The sequence below is a fragment of the Pseudomonas sp. GW822-FHT07A10 genome (assembly GCF_058798795.1).
The window spans coordinates 440,188-459,925 of record NZ_JBXAKV010000001.1; the positions used below are offsets into that span (position 1 = coordinate 440,188).

14 protein-coding genes are annotated in these 19,738 nt (G+C 61.8%); 11 read left to right on the forward strand and 3 right to left on the reverse strand.

What is annotated here, in order from left to right; translation table 11 throughout:
* Nucleotides 1-30 precede the first annotated feature (30 nt).
* Entirely contained in the window at nucleotides 31-1,134 is a 1,104-nt protein-coding gene (locus tag AC1RL4_RS01875) for a polyamine ABC transporter substrate-binding protein (protein ID WP_019578608.1), read from the forward strand.
* Nucleotides 1,135-1,225: 91 nt separating this feature from the next.
* Here AC1RL4_RS01875 and AC1RL4_RS01880 read toward each other — a convergent pair whose 3' ends face one another.
* Nucleotides 1,226-1,837: a TetR/AcrR family transcriptional regulator gene (locus AC1RL4_RS01880; RefSeq protein ID WP_019578609.1), complete on the reverse strand. Its 612-nt coding sequence runs from the start codon at nucleotides 1,835-1,837 to the stop codon at nucleotides 1,226-1,228.
* Nucleotides 1,838-2,054: 217 nt separating this feature from the next.
* Entirely contained in the window at nucleotides 2,055-3,830 is a 1,776-nt protein-coding gene (locus AC1RL4_RS01885) for a sigma-54-dependent Fis family transcriptional regulator (RefSeq protein WP_230172185.1), read from the reverse strand.
* Nucleotides 3,831-4,123: 293 nt separating this feature from the next.
* Between AC1RL4_RS01885 and AC1RL4_RS01890 the strand changes: the two genes are divergently transcribed.
* From AC1RL4_RS01890 to AC1RL4_RS01935, 10 genes are all read left to right on the forward strand, one after another.
* A complete protein-coding gene (locus AC1RL4_RS01890; protein WP_019578611.1) occupies nucleotides 4,124-5,599 on the forward strand; it encodes a benzaldehyde dehydrogenase in 1,476 nt (491 codons plus the stop codon).
* A 71-nt stretch (nucleotides 5,600-5,670) separates the two neighbouring features.
* Nucleotides 5,671-6,438, forward strand: coding sequence for a coniferyl-alcohol dehydrogenase (locus tag AC1RL4_RS01895; RefSeq protein ID WP_019578612.1), 768 nt, complete (start codon nucleotides 5,671-5,673; stop codon nucleotides 6,436-6,438).
* Nucleotides 6,439-6,587: 149 nt separating this feature from the next.
* The gene (locus tag AC1RL4_RS01900; RefSeq protein ID WP_230172186.1) at nucleotides 6,588-8,237 is read left to right on the forward strand and encodes a DUF1302 domain-containing protein; all 1,650 of its coding nucleotides are present in this window, start codon (nucleotides 6,588-6,590) and stop codon (nucleotides 8,235-8,237) included.
* A gap of 15 nt (nucleotides 8,238-8,252) precedes the next feature.
* Nucleotides 8,253-9,614, forward strand: a complete 1,362-nt coding sequence (locus tag AC1RL4_RS01905; protein WP_230172193.1) for a DUF1329 domain-containing protein — start codon at nucleotides 8,253-8,255, stop codon at nucleotides 9,612-9,614.
* Between the two features lie 71 nt (nucleotides 9,615-9,685).
* Nucleotides 9,686-10,786 (forward strand): WD40/YVTN/BNR-like repeat-containing protein, encoded by a 1,101-nt coding sequence (locus tag AC1RL4_RS01910; RefSeq protein WP_230172195.1) that lies wholly within the window; start codon nucleotides 9,686-9,688, stop codon nucleotides 10,784-10,786.
* A 52-nt stretch (nucleotides 10,787-10,838) separates the two neighbouring features.
* Entirely contained in the window at nucleotides 10,839-13,262 is a 2,424-nt protein-coding gene (locus AC1RL4_RS01915) for an efflux RND transporter permease subunit (protein WP_230172197.1), read from the forward strand.
* Nucleotides 13,263-13,406: 144 nt separating this feature from the next.
* On the forward strand, nucleotides 13,407-14,390 hold the full coding sequence (locus AC1RL4_RS01920; RefSeq protein WP_019578617.1) for a helix-turn-helix domain-containing protein: 984 nt from the start codon (nucleotides 13,407-13,409) through the stop codon (nucleotides 14,388-14,390).
* Between the two features lie 78 nt (nucleotides 14,391-14,468).
* The gene (locus tag AC1RL4_RS01925; RefSeq protein ID WP_028940830.1) at nucleotides 14,469-15,404 is read left to right on the forward strand and encodes a SphA family protein; all 936 of its coding nucleotides are present in this window, start codon (nucleotides 14,469-14,471) and stop codon (nucleotides 15,402-15,404) included.
* 10 nt (nucleotides 15,405-15,414) lie between these two features.
* Nucleotides 15,415-16,662 carry an MFS transporter gene (locus AC1RL4_RS01930; protein ID WP_096480361.1) on the forward strand — a complete coding sequence of 416 codons (1,248 nt, stop codon included), beginning with the start codon at nucleotides 15,415-15,417 and terminating at the stop codon, nucleotides 16,660-16,662.
* Nucleotides 16,663-16,678: 16 nt separating this feature from the next.
* Nucleotides 16,679-18,139, forward strand: coding sequence for an amidase (locus AC1RL4_RS01935; protein WP_230172199.1), 1,461 nt, complete (start codon nucleotides 16,679-16,681; stop codon nucleotides 18,137-18,139).
* A gap of 58 nt (nucleotides 18,140-18,197) precedes the next feature.
* Here AC1RL4_RS01935 and mhpT read toward each other — a convergent pair whose 3' ends face one another.
* Complete coding sequence (gene mhpT / locus AC1RL4_RS01940) at nucleotides 18,198-19,424, reverse strand: 3-(3-hydroxy-phenyl)propionate transporter MhpT (RefSeq protein ID WP_018927888.1); 1,227 nt, start codon at nucleotides 19,422-19,424, stop codon at nucleotides 18,198-18,200.
* Between the last annotated feature and the right edge of the window lie 314 nt (nucleotides 19,425-19,738).

Genomic DNA, 19,738 nt, shown 5'->3' on the forward strand with positions numbered 1-19,738 from the left:
GCCTTCGCGGCCGCGCAGGAGTGCTTCACCATGAACACGTTTTTGCGTAACACCTTGTTGGGCGCTGTAGTGTCGTTGCTGGCCAGCGGTGTGTGCCTGGCTGAAGAGCGCACGGTGCGGATCTACAACTGGATCGAGTATCTGCCACCTGAGGTGCTCAAGAGCTTCCAGGAAGAAACGGGCATCCGTCCGGTCTACGATGTTTTTGACAGTGTCGAAACCCTGGAGTCCAAGCTGCTGACCGGCAATTCCGGGTATGACGTGGTGTACCCCGGCAGCGCCAACCTGAGTCACCTGATCGCCGCCGGTGCCGTCCAGCCGCTGGACCGCAACCAGTTGCCGAACTGGCAGCACCTGGACCCGGAGTTCATGAAAACCCTGGAAGCTGCCGGTGATACGGGCAACCGTTACGCGGCACCGTACCTATGGGGCACCACGCTGATCGGCTACAACGTCGACAAGGTTCAGCAAGTCTTGGGCGCCAATGTGCAGATGAACACCTGGGACATGATCTTCAAGGAAGAGAACCTCGCCAAGCTGGCCAGTTGCGGTGTCGGTTTCCTCGACGCGGCCAATGAAATCGTGCCCATCGCCTTGCACTACAAGGGCCTCGACCCCAACAGCCAGAAGCGCGAGGACTACCCGCAGGCCCAGGCGGCGATGATGAAGATTCGCCCGCACATCACCTACTTCAACTCCTCACGCTACGGCATGGACCTGGCCAACGGTGACATTTGCGTAGCTGTCGGCTGGTCGGGTGGCGTGGCGCTGGCCAAGCAACTGGCCGATGCGGCCGGCAAGGGCGTCAGGGTGGAGATGGCGTTACCCAAGGAAGGTGCGCCGATGTGGTCGGATGTGATGATGGTGCCGGCCAACGCCCCCCATACCAAAGAGGCCTATGAGTTCATCAACTACATCCTGCGCCCTGACGTCATTGCCCGGATCAGCAACAAGATCGGTTACCCCAATCCGAACAAGGACGCCACCGCACTGGTGAACGCCGAGATCCGTAATAACCCCAACATGTATGTGCCGGACGAAGCGCGCAAAACACTGTTCGCTCTGCAGCCCATGCCGGCAGCCGTGGAGCGGATCCGCACCCGCACCTGGACCACCATCAAGACCAACCGCTGATCATCGTGGCCCGGCGTCGTGACGCCGGGCTCGCCAGCAATGACGCGTCTGGGCTATAGCATGCAGCCAGTCTGGGAGGAGGCTGGCGTTCTCAGGCCCGCATTCCGTAAAAGAGCAGCTCGGTGATACGCCTTACCTGGGCGGAGTGTGACTCGATGTCCGGCTGTTCCTGGTTGACCAGCCTGAACAACTGCAGGTGTGAGTAGTCGTTCAACAGGAAGGCGGCCAGGTCGACGTTGAGGTCGGCGCGTAGCTTGCCGGCCTGTTGCAGTTCTCTGAGCAAACCGCTGATTTCGGCCCTGAGCGCATCGTTCATGGCGCGATAACCTTCGGGCAGTCCGTTATCACCACCAAATAGAATCAACGGCAGCAGTTCACGCCAGAGACTGGGATGCATGACTTCCAGGGCATAACCGGTCAGCAGGCGTTCCAGGTAGCACAGGGCCTCGACCGGATCTTCTATTTCAGGAATCTGGCTGCGGGTGTCCTTGAGGGCGCGCTGGTCGGCGTCGTGCAGGATTTCCAGGATGATTTCCTGCTTGTTGCCGAAGTACTTGAACACGGTGGGCGCCGACACCCCAGCCTGGTTGGCGATCTGTTCGATGGTGGTGTTCTGGAAACCTTGACGCTCGAACAGTTCGATCGCTGCCTTGCTGATGGCTTGGCGTCGTTCGACTTTCTGACGTTCACGCAGTCCGCTCACGGTTGATCCCTTGTCGCTATGAATAAAGGGGGCGCATGTCGCCCAATCATCCATGCAAAATACTTAATCGGGTAAAACTTTTAAAGCGCTAATTTCTGTAGTGCGCGTTTATCCCGGAAGCGAAAAGTCTCGTTGGCTGATGGCGAGAGTCCTCAGGTTTAATAGTTAATTTCATTAATCTTTTAAGCGCTGTTCACCATTCATTGACCCGCCTGAATCAAGCCGATGCCTGTCGGTATTTTTTCAGTCGATAGGCAAACTGCGCACGACTCAAACCCAGCAGTCGCGCGGCAGCGGCCAGATTGCCTTGGCTTTTTTGTAGCGCTTCATCGATCAGGCGCGACTCCAGCCCTTCAATGGAGAAGCCGTGTTCCAGGCGAGCCAGGGTCTCCAGCAAGGCCGGGCGAGGCTGTGTGCCGGTGGGACTCTGGTCGGTTGCGGCGAGGCTGCCATTGTCGTCCAGAGAGTACGCATCCTGCGGCATGGGTTCGTTGCGAAACAGGTGGACCAGATCGATGGCTTGGCCGTCTTCGCTGGCGATCAGGCCGCGCTCCACCAGGTTCTGCAGTTCCCGTACGTTGCCGGGGAAGTCATAGCGCAATAACACCTTGAGTGCGCGCATGGTCAGGCCGGCGGGTTTGCGGGCGTAGGCCTGACAGAAGCGCCGCAGGAACGCGTTGACCAGCAACGGAATGTCGTCGCGACGTTCGCGCAGCGGTGGCAGCACGATGGGGTAGACATTCAGCCGGTAGAACAAGTCTTCGCGAAATTCTCCGGCCGCCACGGCTTTGCGCAAGTCGACATTGGTGGCCGCCACCACCCGGACGTCGACCTTGATGGGCTGGCCACCGCCGATGCGCTCGATCTCTCGCTCCTGCAATGCACGCAGCAACTTGCCCTGACCCGGCAGGCTGAGGCTGGCGATTTCGTCGAGAAACAGCGTGCCGCCCTGGGCGCGCTCGAAGCGTCCGGGGCGCGAATGGGTCGCGCCGGTGTAGGCGCCGCGCTCGACACCAAACAGCTCAGCCTCGATCAGATTGTCCGGGATGGCGGCGCAGTTGAGCGCCACGAAAGGTGCTTGATGGCGTGGGCTGAACTGATGCAACTGACGGGCGAACAACTCTTTGCCGACCCCTGACTCACCGCTGAACAACACCGTGGCGGGCGTCGGCGCCACGCGCTGCAAGGCGAGGGTCGCGGCATTGAAGGCCGCGCTGGCGCCAATCGGTTTTGGTCCGCCGGGTTTTTCGCTGTCGTCATCCTGGGGGGCGGGCGCCGGGGCTTGAGGCTGTTTGGGTGCGGCACTTGAGGGCGAGGCGGTGAGATAACTCAGGTCCTGCTCGACATCGCCCCATTGCTCGGCGGTCTTGCCGATCACCCGGCAGCTCTCATGGCCCATGCCCCGGCATTCGGTTTCGCGGAAGATCACCAGACGACCGAACAGCCCGCTGACATAACCGATGGCATAGCCCAGTTCGGTCCAGCACACCGGATCCTGGCCGATCCCGTAGGCGGCGATATGTTCGTCGGCCTCACAGGAGTGGTGCCAGAGGAATTCACCTTCATAGAAGCCTGAGTCGGCGTCGAATTTGAAGTGCAGGGGTTCGACCTTGGTCATGCCTTCGAGTGTATGCAGACGCGTGCCGGCCGAGAAAACCGCCGCGGCGTCGGCGTCTGGCCAGCGCTCGCGGATCAGCCGCGCATCGCGCGCGCCGGAGAGATAGCCGGTGCGGGTAAACAGGCCGCGGCTCTGTTCCAGTCCCTGGCGCTCGATAATTTCTCGTCGCAGCGCGCCGAAGGATGAGCTGTGCAATAGCAGCATGCGCTGGTCGTTGAGCCAGATACGTCCGTCAACAGGGGAAAAGAACAGGCATTCGGTCAACTCGGCCAGGGTCGGTGAGTTGCCTTCGGCCAGTTGGGTACTGTCACCTCGGGGCGAGAAATGCTCCTCCTGCACGGCAAGATGAGGAAGCAGCGAATGGGGATTGTTCATTGTTATGCCCCTGAGCGAGTCGACTGATCGAAATGATCAACTAGCAAAACAGTTATTAAACATAACTTTATCATTTGGACAAGTGGCGAGCTGCCGGCTGTACGCCAAGCACCTTGTCCTATTCGCAAATGCCCCTCTAAAGCCCGCAGGCCAGAGCCTTCGCCAGTTGAAATGCGGCGCAATGCGGGAAGTCGGCACAGCCCTTGCTCTAGCGCTTTCACCACGCAGACGCCTTGCATCGTTTTAGCAAGGCCGCGTCAGGCAATGACAAACACAAGAGCCGGGAGACCGAAATGTCTGTAAGTGAACCATCTGATTTTCTGCGGGACGAGCCATGGCGTGAACGCATCTTCAATGGCGACTGGCTACGTCCATTGGGCGGCAGCCATAGCGTCATCGAACCGGCCACCGGCGAGGTGTTGACCGTCACCGGTTTGGCCGATGCAGCGGACATCGCGTTTGCCAGTCTGAACGCCGCTCGTGCTCAACCTGCCTGGGCGGCATTGGGACCACGGGAACGCGCAGAGATCTTTCGTAAAGCTGCCGCATTGGCTCAGCAGCACTTTGCCGAACTGGCGTTGTACATCGCCCGGGAAAGTGGCGGCAGCCTGTTCAAGGGTGAACATGAGGTCCGTGAGGCGATCGTGTTGCTGCATCAGGCGGCCGGGCTGCTGTCGCAACCCCATGGTCTGGTTCTGCCGAGCGAAGCGGGGCGCTTGTCCTATGCACGCCGATTGCCCCATGGCGTGGTCGGGGTGATCTCGCCGTTCAACTTTCCTCTGGTGTTGTCCCTGCGTTCGGTGGCGCCGGCGCTGGCGGCGGGCAACGCCGTGGTGCTCAAGCCCGATCCGCAGACCCCGGTCAGTGGCGGTTTCATCATTGCCCGGTTGTTCGAGTCGGCCGGTCTGCCCAAGGGCTTGCTGCAGGTGTTGCCGGGTGCGGCGCCAGCCGGAGAAGCGCTGTGCCGCGATCCGCATGTGCGGATGATCGCGTTCACCGGCTCCACCGCAGCGGGGCGCAAAGTCGCGGAGCTGGCTGGGCGTCATCTGAAAAAAGTCGCCCTGGAGCTGGGCGGCAAGAACTCGTTGATTGTGCTCGAAGACGCCGATCTCGAACTGGCGGCCAGCAACGCCGCGTGGGGTGCCTGGCTGCATCAGGGGCAGATTTGCATGGCCACCGGACGCATCCTGGCCCATGAGTCGATTGCACAAGAACTGGTCCGCCGGCTGGCAGAAAAGGCACGGGCAATCACGGTCGGCAATGCCGCTCGCGGTGAGGCGGTGCTGGGACCGTTGATCAACAAACGCCAGCTGTTGCGAGTGCATGAAATCGTTACGGAGAGTGTGACGGCCGGGGCAACTCTGCAAGCCGGCGGTGAGTATGAGCAGCTCTTCTACCAACCCACGGTGCTTTCCGGTGTGCGCCCGGGCATGCGTGCATTCGACGAGGAAATCTTCGGCCCGGTGGCCACGGTGGTGAGTTTTGCCAGCGACGATGAGGCCATCGACCTGGCCAACCGCACCGAGTATGGCTTGTCCGCAGGGATCATTTCGCCTTCGGTCGGGCACGCGATGGCGATGGGCGAGCAACTCAATTGCGGGCTGCTGCACATCAACGACCAGACAGTGGCCGACGAATGCATCAACCCCTTCGGCGGACGCGGCAGCTCAGGAAATGCCGGCAGCGTTGGCGGCCCGGCCGACTGGGATGAATACACCCAATGGCAATGGGTGACGGTCAAGGATAAGGCGCCGCGTTACCCGTTCTGACGGGCCGGTTTTTCCGGGCCGACAAGGTAGGTCGGCTCACCGAGTACACAAAAATAATAAGAGGACTCAACATGAAACTCGACAACAAGATTGTGCTGGTGACCGGCGTCTCTTCGGGTATCGGCGCGGCCACGGCAAGCCTGCTGCGCAGCCACGGCGCCCACGTGATTGGCGTGGACCTGAAGGCGCCGCACATGACCCTGGATGGTTTTGTTCAGGGCGATCTGAGCAGTGCCGAGAACATCGACCGGTTGCTGGCGCAGCTACCGGCACGGATCGACAGCCTGTGCAATATCGCCGGGGTGCCGGGCACTGCAAACCCGCAACTGCTGGCGCGGGTCAACTACCTGGGATTGCGCCACTTGAGCAGCGCGTTGCTGCCACGCATCAACGCAGGCGGCAGCATCGTCAATATCGCCTCGATCCTCGGCGCCGAGTGGCCGTTACGTCTGGAACAGCACAAGGCACTGGCGCGCATCGAAGGTTTCGCCGCCGGGCAGGCCTGGCTGGCCGAGCACCCGGTACCGGACCAGACCTGCTACCAGTATTTCAAGGAAGCCTTGATCGTTTGGAATTACCTGCAGGCCCAACCCTGGTTTCTCGAACATTCGGTGCGCATGAACAGCGTCGCGCCAGGTCCGGTTTTCACACCGATCCTCGGCGACTTCGTGAGCATGCTCGGTGAGGCCCGAACCCAGGCCGATGCCCATCGCATGAAACGCCCCGCTTATGCCGATGAGGTAGCGGCGGTGATCGCTTTCCTGTGTGCCGACGAGTCGCGCTGGATCAACGGCGTCAACCTGGCCGTCGATGGCGGATTGGCCTCCACCTACATCTGAAACCATGTGGCGAGGGGGCTTGCCCCCGTTCGGCTGCGAAGCAGTCGTAAACCGGCTGATTTTAGGGCCGCTGCGCGCCCCAGCGGGGGCAAGCCCCCTCGCCACAAGTGCAAAGCCATGCCAAAAAATAAAAATAATGAGGAGCGTCCATGGACAACGTTAAACGTTGCTTTCGTTTCAAGCATTGCGCCCTGTTTCTGGCGTTATGCAGCGCCGGTGTGATGGTCGAAAGGGTCGAGGCCATGCAAATGGACCTTGGTGATTCCGACTGGAAACTGCGTTGGGACAACACCATCAAGTACAGCCAGGCCTGGCGTCTTCAGGGGCAGGACAGCCGATTGGTCAACGCACCGACCGCCAACGGCCTGTACCCGTCGATCCAGAGTCAGGGCGATAAAAACTTCAGCAGTGGCCTGGTCTCCAATCGTCTGGACCTGTTTTCTGAAATGGACCTCAGCCGGCAAAACTATGGCCTGCGTGTGAGCGGCGCAGCCTGGTACGACGATATCTACAACCAGGGCACCGACAGCAGCGAGCAAACGCATTTCCTCAGCGAAACCCGCAAGCTCCACGGTCGCGACGCGGAAATTCTCGACGCCTTCGTGTTCCTGCGCGGTGACCTCGGTGAAGACTCCCAGGGCGTGGTGCGTCTGGGCCGACACAGCCTGATCTACGGCGAAAGCCTGTTCTACGGTGGCAACGGCATTGCCAATGCCCAGGGCCCGACCGATGTGGTCAAGTTGCTGAGCGTGCCGGGGACCCAGTTCAAGGAGATCCTGCGTCCGGTCAATCAGATCTCCGGGCAGTTGCAGATCAACCCGCAGCTGTCGGTGGGCGCTTACTACCAGTTTGAGTGGGAACGCTCCAATGTGCCCGGCGCCGGCAGCTACCTGAGCGATATCGATGCCATCGGTTACGGCAGCGGTTCACTGCGCGAAGTGTTCGGCAACGACACGGTGAATGGCGGCGATTTGAAACCGCGAAATTCGGGGCAGGGCGGTATGCAGATCCGCTTCAAGCCGACCGGCACCGAGCTGGAGCTGGGTTTCTACGCTGCGCAGTATCATGACAAAACCCCGACCGGCCTGTACGCCTACCTCGACGGTACGGCTGCGGCCGCCACCGGGTTGCCGATCCTGAGTTCCTATCGTCAGGTCTACGCCGAAGACATCAAGACTGCCGGCGTCAGCTTCTCCACCGCTTATGGGCCGTTCAACTTTGCCGGTGAAACTTCCGTGCGCTGGAACGCGCCGCTGGTGAGCAGTCTGCAAGTGGTAGCCCCTGGCGTGGCGGCCGATGGCGGCGATAACTCACTGTTTGCCAGGGGCAAAACCGCTCACGCCAACCTGTCGGCGATTTACCTGTTATCGCCCACCGCATTTTGGGATGGCGGCTCGGCACTGGCCGAGCTGGCCTGGAACCGCACCCTGAGCGTGACCGAGAACGCCGCCGCGCTGGATGCCAACACCACCCGCGATGCCACGGCGCTGCGGGTATTGGTGGAGCCGGCGTACTTCCAGATTGTCGACGGGATCGACCTGACCGTGCCGATCGGCATGGGTGTGGTACTCGATGGGCGCTCTTCGGCGGTCAACAAATCGGGCTTCGGCAATACCCATTCCGGCGACTGGAGTGTCGGGCTCAAGGCCACCTACCTGCAGCGCTGGGATGTCGGCCTGAACTACGTGAACTTCTTCGGTGCCCCAAAAGCCGGGCTGCGCGAGGACGGCAATTTCAGTTACGGGCAGTCGTTGGCCGACCGCGACTTCGTCTCGCTCTACGTGAAAACCTCATTCTAATAAGGTGGATTCGCCATGCAGAACAAAGCATTTCTCAACACTTGCGTCCTCACCCTGGCCCTTGCCGGCATGAGCCTGGCGCAGGCGGCCGTGTCGCCTGAGCAGGCTGCACGTTTGAAGACTGAACTGACACCCCTTGGTGGCGAGCGCGCCGGCAACGCCGATGGCAGCATCCCGGCCTGGCAAGGCGGTTACACCAAGGTCGCGCCTGGCTACAAGCCAGGTGACAAACGTCCCGATCCATTCGCCGGTGAAAAACCGCTGTATTCGATCAAGGCCTCGAACATGGAGCAGTACGCCAATGTATTGGCCGAAGGCACCAAACTGCTGCTGAAGAAATACCCGGACTATCGCCTGGACGTCTACCCGACCCATCGCTCGGCGGCAGCCCCGCAATGGGTGTATGACAACACCGGCAAGAATGCCACCCGCGCCACGCTGGACGTGGCGAGCGAGAAAGTCACCGGCGCCTATGGCGGCATTCCGTTCCCGATCCCGGAAAACGGTACGCAAGTGCTGTGGAATTATCGATTGTCCTGGCAGGGTGGCGACACCATCAGTTCGCCTTTCGATACCTGGCTGATGACCGCCGGCGGCAAGAAAGTCCAGGCGACCCGCGCCCAGTACACCTACCAGTTTCCCTACTACGTTGAAGGCGGCAGCCTGGAAAACTTTTCCGGCAAGTACCTGGTGGGCAAGCTGCTGACCGAACTGCCGTCGTCCAAGGCCGGCGAAGGCCTGATGACCCATTGGGACCTGGACCCGGCCAACCGTGCGGCCTGGCAGTATCTGGTCGGCCAGCGCCGGGTGCGTCGGGCGCCGAACATTGCCTACGACACCCCGGACTTCGTGACCTCGGGGGTCGGTCTGTTCGACGAAGCGTTCATGCTGTTCGGGCCTACCGATCGCTATGACCTCAAGCTGATGGGCAAGAAAGAACTGATCGTCGCCTACAACAATAACCGCGCCGCCCTGGCCAAGAGCGACGACCTGGTCAAACAGAACTTCCTCAATCCTGACTTGGTGCGTTGGGAGAAACATCGGGTCTGGGTGGTCGAGGCCACGCTCAAATCCGGCAAGCGCCATGTGGTGCCGCGTCGGACTTACTACATCGACGAAGACTCCTGGCAGATCCTGATGGCCGACGGTTATGACGCCCAGGGCAAGCTCGGACGGCAGATGTATTCGCTGACGCTGCTGGCGCCGGACCTGCCGGCCCTCACCGCGCAGGTCATGTGGGGCAGCTACAACCTCGACACCGGGGCTTACTTCCTCAACTCCTCGAGCAACGATCTGGCGGTCCAGTACCAGAAAGTCGCGAAACCTTCGGCGTCCTATTTCACGCCGGATGCCATGGCCAACGAAAACATGCGTTGAACCTGAGGGAGGCCGCGGTGGGTGAGGGTGCGCGCTGCGGTCGCCTGTGACTTTGCGAGTGGGATACCGACATGATGGGGCAAAAACGCTATGCGGGCTTCGGCCTGCGCCGGGGCGCGTGCGTCCTGGCATTGGGCTTGATGGCGTGTGTGTTCAACGCCCAGGCGAGCACGTTTGCAGTACTGCAGCAGCCGGCACTGTCGACCGCCAAGGCCCAGCGCGCGGCATTGCTCGGGCTGACCCGGGCCGGTGAGCGGCTAGTGGCGGTCGGCGAGCGCGGGATTGTGCTGCTCTCGGATGACGCTGGAGTCAATTGGCGCCAGGCCAGTGTGCCGGTCAGCGTCAGCCTGACGGCGGTGCAATTCGTCGATGCCGAGCAGGGTTGGGCAGTCGGTCATCTGGGCGTGGTGTTGCACACCGAGGACGGCGGTGAAACCTGGCACAAGCAACTCGACGGTGAGCGTGCCGCCGCGCTGGCGGTGCAGGCCGCTGAGCGCGAAGCCAATCAATCGGGCGGCGCCGGCAACCTGGCGCAGGCCCGGCAGATGCTCGACGACGGACCGGATAAACCGTTTCTCGACCTGTACTTCAGTGACCGCCTGCACGGCTACGTCGTTGGCGCCTACAACCAGATCTACCGTACCGACGACGGCGGGCGAAGCTGGCAGCCGTGGATGCGGCATGTGGACAATCCGCAGGGCCTGAACCTGTATGGCATCCGCGTCTCGGGCAACGATCTGCTGCTGGTGGGGGAGCGCGGTTTGCTGTTGCGTTCGACCGATGCCGGGCATTCATTCCAGGCCTTGAAGTCACCTTATGAAGGCAGCTTTTTCGGCTTGCTCAGCACTCGCGGTGGCGCCTTGATTGCCTATGGTTTGCGCGGTAACGCCTGGTGGTCCGATGACCGTGGCGGCAGTTGGCGACGCCTCGACACCGGCACCGAATCAACACTGGCAAGCGCCATCGAACTGCGCGATGGCAGCCTGCTGTTGGCCAGCCAGGGCGGCGAACTTTTATTCAGCCATGACCAGGGTCGTAGCTTCGACAAACGTCAGAGCCGCAGCGGCGGGACGGTCGCGGCCGTGCAACAGGCGGCCGACGGCAGTCTGGCCAGCGTCGGTTTGAGCGGTGTGGCCGCTGACCAGGATCCACGAGCCTCTGGCAAACCTTGAATCTTCGCGGTGTAGCGCTATCGGGCCACGGCCCGTGCAACAGGAGTCAGACTTGAAAGACGACAAAACCCAAACCGTGATCGGCCGCCTGGCAGACTTCGACCAGGCGTCGGGCAACTTCGCCGAGCGGGCGATCTTCAACCATCGACCGTTGGTGATCCTGCTGTGTCTGCTGGTGACGCTGGTGCTCGGCTGGCAAGCCACGCGCATCGGCATCAATGCCAGTTATGAGAAAACCATTCCCACGGGGCATCCCTATGTCGCCAACTTCCTGGAGAATCGCAGTGAGTTGAGCGGCCTGGGCAACTCGCTGCGGATCGCCGTGGAGGTCAAACAAGGCAGCATTTTCACCAAGGACTATCTCGACACCCTGGCCAGCCTCAACGATGAGCTCTATCTGCTGCCGGGTGTCGACCGGCCCTACATGAAATCGTTATGGACCCCGACCACGCGCTGGACTGCCGTGACTGAGGAAGGGCTCGATGGCGGTACCGTGATCCCCGACGACTACGATGGCTCGGCGGCCAGTATCGAACAGGTGCGGACCAACGTCGCGCGTTCCGGTGAGGTCGGTCAATTGGTGGCCGGCAACTTCAAGTCCAGCGTGATCTTCGTGCCGTTGCTGGACATCAGTCCGCAGACCGGCAAGGCTCTGGACTACGGCGAGTTTTCCCGGCAACTGGAAGCCCTGCGGGACAAGTACCAGAGCGACGACCTGCGAATTCACATCACCGGTTTCACCAAGATTGTCGGCGACCTGATCGAGGGGCTGACCCAGGTGCTTCTGTTCTTCGTGGTGGCGGTACTGGTGACAGTGTTGGTGCTGTTTGGCTACACCCGTTGCGCGCGCAGCACGCTGGTGGTGGTGACGTGTTCGCTGGTGGCGGTGCTCTGGCAGCTGGGTCTGCTCGCCGTCCTCGGTTATGAGCTGGACCCCTACTCGGCGCTGGTGCCGTTTCTGGTGTTCGCCATTGGCATGAGCCACGGCGCGCAGAAGATGAACGGCATCATGCAGGACGTCGGTCGCGGCACCCACCGGGTGGTGGCCGCGCGTTATACCTTCCGCCGACTGTTCGCGGCCGGCATGACCGCCTTGCTCTGTGATGCGGTGGGCTTCGCGGTGCTGCTGCTGATCAATATCCGGGTGATTCAGGATCTGGCGATCACCGCCAGCCTCGGCGTGGCGGTGCTGATTTTCACCAACCTGATTCTGTTGCCGATCCTGCTCAGCTATATCGGTGTCAGCCCGGCAGCGGCGCAACGCAGCCTGAGTTCGGAAAACGCCGAACTGCAGGCACAGATCAAGCATCCGTTGTGGCGCGTGCTCGATTTGTTCACCCAGCGGCGCTGGGCTATTTGCGCCATGCTGGGCGGTCTGCTGCTGGCAGCGTTCGGTTTTGCCGTGAGCCTGCACCTGAAGATCGGCGATCTCGATCCCGGCGCCCCGGAGTTGCGGGCTGACTCGCGCTACAACCGCGACGCGCTGTTCATGACCCAAAACTATGCGGCCAGCTCGGATATTTTCGTGGTCATGATCAAGACTCCGGAAGATCAGTGCACCCGTTACGCGAGCCTGTCGGCAGTGGATGCGTTGGCCTGGCGGCTGGAGCAATTGCCCGGCGTGGAGTCGACCACCTCGATGGCGGCGCTGAGCAAAATCGCCACGGCCGGTTACAACGAAGGCAACTTCAAATGGTATGAGCTGATCCCCAATGACGGTGCGCTGGGCGCCGTGCAAACCCGTGCTCCGCGGGAGCTGTTCAATCAGGGCTGTTCGATGTTGTCGCTGTACGTTTACCTGGCCGATCACAAGGCCGATACCCTGAATCGGGTGGTGCAGGCCAGCGAGAAATTCATCAGCGAGCATCAGATGCCAGAGGTCAAATTCATGCTCGCCGCCGGCAGCGCCGGGATCGAAGCCGCGACCAATATCGTGGTGAAAAAATCCATGCGCGAGATGCTGTTCTGGGTCTACGGCGCGGTCAGCCTGTTGTGCCTGCTGACCTTCCGCAGCTGGCGCGCAACCCTTTGCGCGATGCTGCCGCTGATGCTCACCTCGATTCTTTGCGAGGCGCTGATGGTGGGGCTGGGCATGGGGGTCAAAGTCGCGACCCTGCCGGTCATCGCACTGGGCGTGGGCATTGGCATCGACTACGCGCTCTACGTCTTGAGTGTGATTCTGGCCCGCATGCGTGCCGGCGACACCCTGGCACAGGCGTATTACCAGGCGCTGCTGTTCACCGGCAAAGTGGTGTTGCTGACCGGCATGACCCTGGCGGTCGCGGTGTCGACCTGGGCGTTCTCACCGATCAAGTTCCAGGCCGACATGGGGATTCTGCTGGCGTTCATGTTCCTGGTGAACATGCTCGGTGCCCTGATCCTGCTGCCGGCCCTGGCCTGGCTGCTGCTGCCGCAGAAGGTCTTCGCAAAAAAGCCTGAAGCGAGCCGGCATGGGCTGTTGCTCAAGGAGGGCTGAGGACTCGGCAAGCGCTACACGAGGACGGGGACAGTGAGGACCGACTAGCCGTTTTCGGCACAATTACGCCAATGCCTGTTACGGCGGAATGGAACTTGCCTCCCCAACGGCCTGCAAGCCTTGTGTGCCCAACAGGAAAGGTCCATGAATAACAATAACCCAAGCGTGGATGGCGCCACCGGTACGCCGGACATGACTGCGGCGATTCATCGTTATCGCACCAACGACATCGATCAGCACGCACAGAACATGGACGGCTGGCAGGTACGCTATGACCAGCTGACGCCCGGGCGCTTTGAAGGCGAGTTGATCGAGTTTCGCGCCGGATGGATGCAACTGGCGCGCGACCGCTCTAATCAGGCGATGCTCAAGAGTGGCAGCGCCTGGAAGGGAGCCATCACCTTCAGCGTGCCGCTGAGCGCTCAGGGGGCGGTGTTTTGTGCGGGGCATCCGATTCATGAGGCGAGCCTGTTGGTGGCCCATGGTGATCACTTGCCCGATCTGCGCACGCCCGAACATCTGGATCTGTTGGGGGTGGCGGTTGATGTCCAGGCCCTTGAACATGTGCTGGAGCGCCAGGGCGCCCGGTTTCAAATTACCGATCTTCCCAAGTGTTACCGTCTGGGGGCTTCCTCGGTGCAGGCTGAGTTGGCGGCGCTGTTCGACGAGCTGGCCGCTGCCGATCAAGGCCACGACAGCCTGCTGGGCTATGAGGCGATCCGTCATGGCATTCGCGATGCCGTGATGGTGCAACTGCTGGAACTGGTCGCGCCGGATCAGGCCGCGCCCCTTAACCCGACGGCGCGCAAACGCATGGTCGATCGTGCCAGGGAATATGCGTTGGGGCATCTGGACGAACCATTATCGATCCTCGATCTGTGCAATCACATCGGCGCCAGCCGACGCAAACTCCAGTACTGTTTCCAGGAAACCCTGGGTATCAATCCGGTGGCGTATTTAAGGGCGTTGCGCCTCAATGCAGTGCGTCGTGAACTGCGTGACAGCCCCCATGAACATGGAGTGCAAGAGGTGGCGGCGCGTTGGGGCTTCTGGCACCTGAGTCGCTTTGCCAGCGATTACCGCACACTGTTCGGAGAGACGCCCTCACAGACCTTGCGTCGCCATTAACTGTGCTGAAAACGGATAACCCGCCTACCGGAGTCGTTACTAGGATGGCCCACACCATTTGGTTGGGAGGGGCATTCGATGAATCACAAGAACAACAACTCAAGCATCAGCCGCGTCACTGTATTCACCCTGGGGCTGTTCGGCCTGTGCGCTGGCGCACAGGCCACTGAAAACGGGGCGCCGACCACCGCAGTGGGCGTCTATGACTTCGGCGCCGGGATGATGCCGCCGGCCACGCCATTCGGCACCCTGGGCCTGCGCACGGCCTTCTATTCGGCCAACGTGCAGAAGGACCGCCACGGTCGTTCTCTGGACAACAATCTCTCCCTGGACGTGCTGTCCATCGGCCTGGCCTATATGCGCATGACGGACTACACCGTCCTCGGCGCCCAATACGGTTTCGGCACGGTGGTGCCTTTCTTCAAGATGGATGCTTCCCTGGAGGTGCCGACGCCGGGCGGTCCGTTGAAACTTGAGGCCGATCCGTTCCGCCTGGCAGACGTGCAGTTTCTGCCGCTGATCCTGCAGTGGAACCTGTCGCCCAACCTGTTCGTCAACACCCAGTTTCAGATCCAGACCCCCACCGGCGACTACGACAAGAACCGGCTGATTTCCCCCGGGCTCAATCACTGGACTTTTTCCCCCATCGTCAATGCCACTTACATCAGTGACACCGGCTTCGAGGTGTCATCGAGCTTCGAGGTGGACATCAACACGCGCAACCCGGCCACTGACTACAAGAACGGCGTGGAGTACCGGCATGAGTTCGCCGTGGGCCAGCACTTCGGCCCCTGGACCGCCGGTATCGGCGGGTACTACTACCGTCAGTTCACCGATGACGACGCCCCGGGCCTGACGAGTGGCAATCGCGCCAGGGTGCTGGCCGTGGGACCGGCGGTGAGCTACGTCAAACCGGGCCTGCCGCCGGTCTGGCTGCACCTCTACAAAGAGCAGGGCGCGAGCAACCGCGCCGAGGGCTACACCGTCGCCTTGCGCGTTTCCCAAAGTTTCTGAGGACCGGACCATGACTTCTGTGCATTGCGCTTCAACCCTGGCGACGCCTGTCGTGCGTCAGGCCACGGGACGCCGCGAAGGGCTGGTGCTGGTGCTGGGCAGCAGCCTGACCATCATGGGCTCGGTGATGATCGCGCCGATCCTGCCCAAACTCGGTGCCGAGTTCGGGCCGCTCACTTCCCGGGCCGACCTGCTGGTGCCACTGGCGGTCACCGGACCGGCGCTGGCGATTGCCGTGTGCGCGCCCTTGGCCGGTTGGCTCGCCGATCGAGTCGGGCGCAAGGCGTTGCTGGTGATCGCCACCTTGCTCTATGCCTTGCTCGGCGCGTTGCCGGCGGTGCTGGGAGACCTGCAGTCCATCGTCGCCGTGCGCCTGCTGTTCGGGGTGGCCGAGGCGGCGGTGATGACCTGTTGCGCGACCCTGATCGGCGACTATTGGCAGGGCGAGGAACGGTTGCGCTACATCAATCGTCAGGTGGTCACCATCGGTTTGGTCGGTGCGTTGTTCTTCGTCGTTGGTGGCGCTTTGGGCGAGCACTCCTGGCGCTTGCCGTTCCTCCTCTATTTGCTGCCGCTGCTGCTGGTGCCGGCCATGGTGAAGGTGCTCTGGGAGCCGGTTCGTACGCAGCCGTCCGTTGAGGTTCAGGGACCGGAGCGGGTGGCGATTCTGCCGCTGGTGTTGGGTTATCTGCTGATCCTCGCGGGCATGGTGCTGAGCTTTGTGGTGCCGGTACAGACGCCCATTTTGCTGGTGGGTCTCGGGGTCACATCCAGCACCCTGATTGGCCTGTCCGCCGGCTTGAGCCTGCTGGCCACCCTGGGCGGTTCCCTGGCCTGGCCGCTGCTGCGTCGACGTTTGGGGATCGCCGGTACCAATGCGGTGTTGCTGCTGTTGCTGGCGCTCGGGTTGTGGTTGCTGATGCGCGGGCAAAGCTACAACCAAGTGGTGCTGGCGGTGGTGATCCATGGCCTGGGCGCGGGATTGCTGGTGCCCAATGTCATGGCGCCGATGATGGAGGCCTTGAGTGCTCGAACCCGTGGTCGGGGATTGGGAGGCTTCACCGCGTGCCTGTATTTCGGTCAGTTCGTCAGCCCCTTGGTGGTGGCGGTGCTGGGTGCGTTTGCCGGCGACCTGCGTCACGCCATCGAATGGCTGGCCTTCGCCAGTCTTGCTGCCGCGCTGCTTTGGGCGATCGTCGGGTTATCGCGCCGCCGCTCGAACTCTTCCGTGCCATCCACCCATTCGTCATTGAAATAGATCCGGAGTATCAAACATGCAAGACATCCATCAGTTGTTGGACAAGGAAGACGCCACCGGCCTGGCCGCTTGGGTCAGGCGTGGTGAAGTGCAGCCCGTGGAGCTGGTCGACGCAGTGATCGAGCGACTGGAGCGGGTTGAACCGCAACTCAACGCAGTGGCCGAGCGGCTCTACGACAAGGCCCGCGAGGCAGCGCTCGAACCTCAGGTTCGGGACGGACTGTTTGCCGGTGTGCCGACCTTGATCAAGGACCTGTTCGCGCCGGTGCAGGGTGCCGCAATGACCAATGGTTCGCTGGCGCTGGGCGGGGCCCGCGCCGATTTCGAATCCGAGGTGGTGATCCGCCTGCGCCGCGCCGGTTGCCTGATCGTCGGCACCAGCACGGCACCGGAGTTCGGCACATCCTATTCCACCGAGTCGACACGTTTCGGCGCCACCCGCAATCCGTGGAACACCGAGCACAGCGCTGGCGGCTCCAGCGGCGGGGCGGCGGCCCTGGTGGCGGCGCGGGTAGTGCCGTTTGCCCATGGCAATGACGGCGGTGGTTCGTTGCGGGTGCCGGCGTCCTGCTGCGGAGTCTTTGGCCTCAAACCAAGCCGTGGCTTGCTGCCCTCCGGGCCAATGATAGGCGAGGGCTGGGCGGGCATGGGCACCAACCACTGCATCACCTTATCGGTACGTGACAGCGCGGCTTTGCTCGACGCCACGGCGGGAATCGATTTGGGTGCGCCCTATGCTGCGCCGCTGTCGGCGCAACCGTATGTGACTGCTGTACAACAGACTCCGCGGCCAATGCGTATCGCCCTGGTGGAGCAGATCGGGTCTTGGCCGACTTCCACACAAAGCCTGGAGGCGGTGCGTCAGGCTGCGAGCCTGTGTGAGTCGCTGGGGCATCGGGTAGAACCCGCCCGGTTACCGGTGGTGCTGCCTGAGTTTCTTGACCAGGTGTTCACTATCATCGGTGCCAGCACGCGAAACTACGTCGACCTGTTGGGCCAATTGCGTGGCGCGCCTGTACAGCCCGAGGAGCTGGAAGCCCGCACGCGGATCATTCTGCGCGACAAGGGCGGGGCCAGTGGCGCGCAATACGCGGCAGCGGTGGAGTGGATTCATGCCCTGGGCCGGCAACTGGCGCTGTTCATGCAGGATTACGACCTGATCCTCAGCCCGACCCTGACCCGTGAACCGGTACCGATCGGCGAACTGGACCTGCGGGACGACCGCTTGAGTCTCGATGAATTGATCGAGCGCTTCCACAGTTACTCGCCGTTTACCGCGTTGTTCAATGCCAGTGGGCAACCGGCAATGTCGGTGCCGCTTCACTGGAGCCCGAAAGGCTTGCCCATGGGCGCGCATTTCGCTGGCCGCTTCGGCGAAGAGGCGACCTTGCTGAGCCTGGCCGCGCAACTGGAGCAGGCTCAGCCTTGGCGGCAGCGCGTACCGCCGGTGAATGCGTGCCTGCGCACCTCGCCGTAACACGATCTGTAGCAGCAGCCACGCAGGCTCGGCAGCTGCTACAAGGAGGGCGCCCCGGTCAGGTTTTATCCGCAATCGGGTTCGCCGTACGCAACGGCGGCTCGGCCGAGCGGGCAATCACGCTGATGATCGCCAGTGCTGCAATCAGCAGCCCGGGCGAGGTCGCCAGCAAAACTCCGGTGGTGCCGGCCCCGGCCGCCAGAATCTGCCCGGCGGCCAAGGGCCCGGCTACTGATCCGAGGCGACCGATCGCCACCGCAGCGCCGACGCCGGTGGCGCGCACCGAGGTCGGGTACGACGGCGGTGCCAGGGCGTAAAGCACCAGCTGCGCGGCCATCACAAACAACCCGGCAGAAAAACCGGCGATGGCCATGGGGACGATGCCCACCGACAGGCCGACTCCAGCCAGCGCCGCCAGCAACCCGGCGTAGACAAACAGCACCACTTTGATACCGTTGCAGCGATCCAGCAGCAGCCCGCCGAGCAGGGAACCGAGGGCGCCGCCAATGTTGAACAGCATCTGCACCAGGCCTGCCTGGGGTTTGCTGAAACCCTGTTCCAGCAACAGCGATGGCAGCCAGTTGAGCAGCATGTACATCACGGTCAGGGTGAAGAAGTAGCTCAGCCACAACGCCAGGGTGACGCGGGTCCGGTCTTCGCCGAACAGCGCCTGGCCGGTTGACGCACGCGCCACGTTGACGCTGCCTTGTTGCTGGCGAAAGGCGCTGGACTCAGGCAGCAGCAGGACCATCAACGGCACCACCAGCAAGGGCACGAGACCACCGATGATGAAGGTCATCTGCCAATGCTCGGCGAACAGCATGGCGACCACCGCCGCCAGTGCGCCGCCCAACGGCACGCCGGCATACATGATGCTGATCGCGGTGCCGCGACGTTGCTCACCCACGGCTTCGGCACACAGCGCGATCAGGTTGGGCAGGGCGGCACCCAGGCCCAGGCCCGTCATGAAGCGCGCCAGCAGCAGGCCGGAAAAACTGCTGACATAGGCCGTGTTGAGGGAGAACACGCCGAACAGCAGCACCGCGCCGATGAGGATTTTCTTGCGACCGATGCGATCGGCGATCCAGCCGCCGAAGAAGGCGCCCGGCAGCAAACCGATGATGCCGGCGCTGAATACCCAACCCATCATTTTAGGGTCCAGGGCAAAGGTCTGGCGCAGGCCTGCGGCGGCAGTGCCAGCGGCTTGCAGGTCGAAGCCTTCGATCAGTGCAACGATAAAACACAGGGCGATGGTCAGCGTCGTGCGACGTGATGGGGTGTCCATGGCGAACCTCATTATTGTTTTTGTTGGGGCTTACGGGGGAACGCGAGCCTGATTGCTGTAGGCGATAACAGGCTGAAATTAAGATTAACAAAGATAACTAAAAAATGAATGACCAAGGTTTTTTACTGAAAAATGCCATTAAATTCATTTAAATCAATGTGATGACATAAAGTGGAAGATGTATTTAAGAAATAGATAATAATATTAATGTTCGATTATCGGTCATTGTGGATTGACGCCACCCTCAGGCGTTTCCATTCTCTGACCGGAGATCCTTGGGGCAACCCGACGATCCCGTTCTAAAAACAACAACA

Coding starts and splice junctions, on each gene's coding strand:
- AC1RL4_RS01875 (WP_019578608.1), top strand. CDS start 31: ATGAACACGTTTTTGCGTAACACCTTGTTGGGCGCTGTAGTGTCGTTG.
- AC1RL4_RS01885 (WP_230172185.1), bottom strand. CDS start 3,830: ATGAACAATCCCCATTCGCTGCTTCCTCATCTTGCCGTGCAGGAGGAG.
- AC1RL4_RS01890 (WP_019578611.1), top strand. CDS start 4,124: ATGTCTGTAAGTGAACCATCTGATTTTCTGCGGGACGAGCCATGGCGT.
- AC1RL4_RS01895 (WP_019578612.1), top strand. CDS start 5,671: ATGAAACTCGACAACAAGATTGTGCTGGTGACCGGCGTCTCTTCGGGT.
- AC1RL4_RS01900 (WP_230172186.1), top strand. CDS start 6,588: ATGGACAACGTTAAACGTTGCTTTCGTTTCAAGCATTGCGCCCTGTTT.
- AC1RL4_RS01905 (WP_230172193.1), top strand. CDS start 8,253: ATGCAGAACAAAGCATTTCTCAACACTTGCGTCCTCACCCTGGCCCTT.
- AC1RL4_RS01910 (WP_230172195.1), top strand. CDS start 9,686: ATGATGGGGCAAAAACGCTATGCGGGCTTCGGCCTGCGCCGGGGCGCG.
- AC1RL4_RS01920 (WP_019578617.1), top strand. CDS start 13,407: ATGAATAACAATAACCCAAGCGTGGATGGCGCCACCGGTACGCCGGAC.
- AC1RL4_RS01925 (WP_028940830.1), top strand. CDS start 14,469: ATGAATCACAAGAACAACAACTCAAGCATCAGCCGCGTCACTGTATTC.
- AC1RL4_RS01930 (WP_096480361.1), top strand. CDS start 15,415: ATGACTTCTGTGCATTGCGCTTCAACCCTGGCGACGCCTGTCGTGCGT.
- AC1RL4_RS01935 (WP_230172199.1), top strand. CDS start 16,679: ATGCAAGACATCCATCAGTTGTTGGACAAGGAAGACGCCACCGGCCTG.
- mhpT (WP_018927888.1), bottom strand. CDS start 19,424: ATGGACACCCCATCACGTCGCACGACGCTGACCATCGCCCTGTGTTTT.